The organism is Streptomyces spongiae (assembly GCF_009377185.1).
GTDB classification, from domain to species: domain Bacteria; phylum Actinomycetota; class Actinomycetes; order Streptomycetales; family Streptomycetaceae; genus Streptomyces; species Streptomyces spongiae.
This window is the reverse complement of sequence record NZ_VJZC01000720.1, coordinates 1-4,507: the sequence shown is the minus strand read 5'-3', so window position 1 is coordinate 4,507 and position 4,507 is coordinate 1. Positions and strand designations below refer to the sequence as shown.

The following is a 4,507-nucleotide window of genomic DNA, read 5'->3' as shown; positions in this document are numbered from 1 at the left end:
GGATCGGATGATCCAGGGGCCCGCGGTGGTTGTGCCCGGAGGCGATCGGCTGCGCCGGGGAGACCCAGCCGGTGTCTACCGACCGTGAGGACGGGATGGACGCCGGCGCAGGACCTCTCGGGTGGCGTGCCGTAGGGCGGCGACGATCGGCTCGTCGCGTCGTGCGGGCAGCCATGCCAGCGCGGCGGTCCACGGCTCCAGGTCGGTGACGTCGACGTACGACACGCCGGGGCGCGGGTAGAGCCACCGAGCGGCTTCCGGTGGGAACTGGATGCCTTCCCCCATGGCGATCAGGGGCAGAGCACTCTCGTAGTCGATGACCGTGTGGGGGCTGTACCGCACTGGTCTGCCGTCCGGTCGCGGATCGACCGCCCAGAAGTCCCGGTACACCTTCGGGACCTGCTCCGACCAGCCGACGTGGGGCTGGTCGCCGAGGTCGGCGAGGGTCAACGGGCCCTTGTCGGCGAGGGTGTTGCCGTGGGACATCGCCGCGCAGCGCGTCCCACGGGCCAGTGAAAGGGTCTGGAGGCCGTCGGGGACGGGCAGGAACATGAACGCCGCGTCGACCTCACCGCGCAGGAGCGCGGCGGGGGAGTCGAAGCCGGTGCGCAGCACCTCCACCTCCAACCGCGGCAGCGTTCCGCGCAGTTGTTCCATGACGGCCGGTATCGGGTCCATCGAGGCGATCGCCTCGAAGGACCCGATCACGATCCGGCCGACCACCGCGTTGGCCCGGGACTCGGCCTCGCGGCGCAGGTCATCGGCCGCGTCCACCACGGACCGGACCTGCCCCAGGAGCGCTCGGCCGGCGGTGCTCAACGCGACTCTGCGGGTCGTGCGGTCCACCAGGCCGATGCCCAACCGCTCCTCCAGGGCGGTGATGTGGCGGGAGAACGTCGGCTGGGCCATGAAGGCGCGCCGGGCGGCGCGGCCGAAGTGCAGCTCCTGGGAGAGGAGCAGGAACAGTTGTAATTGCTGAATGCTCGGATACCTCGCGCCATCCCCCGATGCAGTCATAGGCGCGAGGCTATCAATGCACCGTGGGGTTCGATCAAAAAAGCATTCCCCCGGCATCGGGGATCGCGCAAGACTCGATGTCGACCGATCCCCCCGATTCATTTGTGGGAGTAACTCGCATATGGCATTCGCCATTCGCCGCAAGACGTCCGCCGCTCTTCTGGCCGTGGCCGCCGTTGGTGCCCTCGGCGCGACCGCGGCGCCGGCCGGCGCCGCGGCCCAGCAGCCGCAGAGTGTCGACCGGTGGCCGGTATGCGCACAGGCACCCGACGGCGCCGCGGTGCTCGACTACGACACCGGTGGCGACCCGGACGCCGACACCAGCGTCTGCTGGAGCGGTTCGGGCCGGGCCACCAACGAGGACGACCAGTTCAAGCTCCGGGAGATCCACACCGCGAACAACAGCGGATCCTTGCACCTCCAGACCGGAGAGCGGGTGTGGGACCTGTCGTTCGACAAGAACGAGTCTCACGGCATCCCGGACAACACCCGCCTGCTCGGTCTGTCCCTGAACGAGTAGAGCCGGACGTTCCGCGCGGGAACCGGATGTCCCACGGGAACCGGATGTCCCACGGGAACTGGATGTACCAGCGGAATGAGAGGCCCGCGCCACCACCGGCGCGGGCCTCGACCTGTCCCCCCTTGGCCCGGGTGCTCGGGATGTCACAGGCGGGGTTGCTGTCTCGTCGTAGGAGGTGCAGGCAATCAGGCAATCCTCGATCGGGAGTGGATCATGAACCTCGCACTGTGGATCACCGCGGGACTGCTGACCGCGGTAGCCCTGGCCGGCGGTATCACCAAGACATTCGTGCCCAAGGAGAGACTGGCCGCGGTGGATGGTGGGGGATGGACCGGTGACGTCGGCGTCACCTTCGTCAAGACCCTCGGCGTCCTCGAGCTCCTGGCCGCGCTGGGCTTGATCCTGCCCGCCGTGCTCGACATCGCACCGGCTCTGGTGCCGGTGACCGCGGTTTGCTGGGTCCTGCTGATGGTCGGCGCGATGGTCACCCACGGGCGACGCGGCGAATCCACACTGGTGATGCTGAACCTGGTCTATCTCGCCCTGGCCGCCTTCCTCGCGTGGGGCCGTTTCGGCCCCGAGTCCTTCACCGGCTGACCAGCGCCAACCGATTGTCGATCACGGAGGATGATGATCATGCAGGTTTTCGTGGCAGGCGGGAGCGGGGTCCTGGGACGGCGCCTGGTGCCGCAACTCGTGGCGCGGGGGCATCAGGTGACGGCTACAACGACGAGTCCGGCCAAGCTGGATCTGTTGAGGCAGCTGGGTGCCGAAGGGGTCGTGATGGACGGGCTGGACGCGCTGTCGGTCGGTGAGGCAGTGGCCGCCGCCGGGCCGGACGCGATCGTGAATCAGATGACGGGCCTTTCGGAAGCGCACGCCGGCAAGCCCAACCTGAGGAAGGCCGACCGCTTCTTCGCCACCACCAACCGGCTCCGCAGCGAGGGGATCGACCACCTGCTGGCCGCGGCCGAGGCGACGGGCGTCTCCCACGTCGTCGCGCAGGGCCACGCCAGCTTCAATGGACTCCGCGAGGGCGGCTGGGTCAAGAGCGAGGAGGACCCGCTGGAGGTGGTGGAGGGGACGAAGGCGATCAGTCATCTCGAGGACGTGGTCGTCAGGGCTGGTGGTACGGTCCTGCGCTACGGGGCGTTCTACGGGCCCGGCGCCAACGACGATCAGGTCAAGATGGTGCGCAAGCGGATGTTCCCGCTGGTCGGGGGTGGCACCGGCTACTTGTCGTGGGTGCATGTGGACGACGCGGCGAGCGCGACCGTTCTGGCGGTGGAGCGGCAGGCAAAGGGCGTGTTCAACATCGTCGATGACGAGCCGGCCCCGGTCAGCGAGTGGCTTCCCCATCTCGCGGAGTGTGTGGGGGCCAAAACGCCGCGGCGCGTCCCCACGTGGCTGGCCCGGCTGCTGGCAGGCGAGATGGCGGTGGGCATGATGACCGAGGGTCGTGGCTTCTCCAACGCCAAGGCCAAGCGGGAACTCGGCTGGCAACCGCGCTACCCCTCGTGGCGCCAGGGCTTCAAGGAGGAGTCGGCGTGAGCAGGACAGAGGAGTTCCTGGAGCTGCGGCCGCTGCTGTTCTCGATCGCCTACCGGATCCTCGGCAGCGTGAGCGAGGCCGAGGACGCCGTCCAGGAGACCTGGCTGCGCTTCGAGGCATCCCCGACCGAGCCCAGGTCGGTCAAGGCCTTCCTCTCGGCCGCGGTGACCCGGATCTCGATCGACGTGCTGCGCTCGGCCCGCGTCCGGCGGGAGGAGTACGTCGGGCCGTGGTTCCCCGAGCCGCTGCTCGCCGACCCCTATGAGGATCCGGCGCGGTCGGCGGAGCTGGCCGACTCGGTGTCGATGGCGGCCCTGTTGCTGCTCGAGCGCCTCAGCCCGCTCGAGCGAGCGGTCTTCGTGCTGCGGGAGGTGTTCGACTTCGGCTTTCCCGAGGTCGCGTCGGCGGTGGGGCGCTCGGAGGCGGCGTGCCGTCAGCTGGCGGTGCGGGCGCGGCGCCACATGGCCGCCGGCCGGCCCCGCTTCGAGGCGGACCGCACAGAGCGGGAGGAACTGGCGTCCCGGTTCTTCGACGCCCTCCGCGAAGGCGACGTCGTGGGCCTGCAGGACCTGCTTGCGGCCGACGTGTCGATGGTCGGTGACGGTGGCGGCAAGGCCCCGCAGCTGGCCAGGGCGGTCATGGGCGCCGAGAAGGTGGCCCGGCTTCTTGCCTCGGTCTTCCCCCGGATGGCCCGGATCGACGTGACGTTCGAGCCGCACGAGGTCAACGGCCAGCCGGGCGCGATCTTCCGCGACCGGGACGGCCAGGTGCTCCACGCCCTGGCGCTCGACATACTCGACGGGCGGATCCGGACGATCCGCTCGGTGATCAACCCCGACAAGCTCGGGCACGTGGGCCCGGTGGCGGACGCCTGGGCAGTCGACCGCGAACTGAGACAGGCACACCGCCCCACGCGATAGCCGCGACAGCCGACAGCACCTCAAGGACGTCATCCCGCTGGTTGTCGGCGGACCGAGTCGCGGACGACGATGTTCCCGATGTGTACGGCGCGCAGGACCTCGGCAGGACTCCTGCGTCCCGGACTTGTCTGTAACCGTTTTCGTTCGTTGGTTGCGCGAGCAGTCAGGCAGGTGAAAGGGGCCGGTAGACGCCGAACTTCGTTCGTCAGGGCCATGACCTGATCAGATGGCTCGCGGTGGCCGTCATCCAGGCCGGTACTCCGTCAACCTTGACGCGTACCCATCACGGTGCTTCCATCCCCACCGTGTAAACGGTTTAACTTCCCCGGAGTTCCCGGCGCCAGCTGCGGACGGGCGCCGTCGACTCCACCGTGAGTGACCCAGGAGAGAGGTTGTCATGCTCATGAAAAGTCGATGGCGAGTCACACATTGGGCGCGCGTCACCGTCGCAGTGGTTCTGGCCGTCTGCGCCATGTCGGCCGCCGGCCCCGCGAACCCC

General features: G+C 69.0%; 5 protein-coding genes. 4 read left to right on the top strand and 1 reads right to left on the bottom strand.

Going from position 1 to position 4,507, the window contains the following annotated elements; genetic code table 11:
* Positions 1-75: 75 nt before the first annotated feature.
* Positions 76-1,017 (bottom strand): LysR family transcriptional regulator, encoded by a 942-nt coding sequence (locus FNH08_RS45310; protein ID WP_152777409.1) that lies wholly within the window; start codon positions 1,015-1,017, stop codon positions 76-78.
* Positions 1,018-1,138: 121 nt separating this feature from the next.
* Here FNH08_RS45310 and FNH08_RS45305 point away from each other — a divergent pair, with 121 nt between their 5' ends.
* From FNH08_RS45305 to FNH08_RS45290, 4 genes are all read left to right on the top strand, one after another.
* Positions 1,139-1,537, top strand: a complete 399-nt coding sequence (locus FNH08_RS45305; protein WP_152777407.1) for a hypothetical protein — start codon at positions 1,139-1,141, stop codon at positions 1,535-1,537.
* 213 nt (positions 1,538-1,750) lie between these two features.
* Positions 1,751-2,134 (top strand): DoxX family protein, encoded by a 384-nt coding sequence (locus FNH08_RS45300; RefSeq protein ID WP_152777405.1) that lies wholly within the window; start codon positions 1,751-1,753, stop codon positions 2,132-2,134.
* 30 nt (positions 2,135-2,164) lie between these two features.
* Positions 2,165-3,088 (top strand): NAD-dependent epimerase/dehydratase family protein, encoded by a 924-nt coding sequence (locus FNH08_RS45295; protein WP_228034775.1) that lies wholly within the window; start codon positions 2,165-2,167, stop codon positions 3,086-3,088.
* Positions 3,085-4,008 (top strand): RNA polymerase sigma-70 factor, encoded by a 924-nt coding sequence (locus FNH08_RS45290; protein ID WP_322726488.1) that lies wholly within the window; start codon positions 3,085-3,087, stop codon positions 4,006-4,008. The genes FNH08_RS45295 and FNH08_RS45290 overlap by 4 nt, the downstream gene beginning before the upstream one ends.
* Positions 4,009-4,507: the final 499 nt, after the last annotated feature.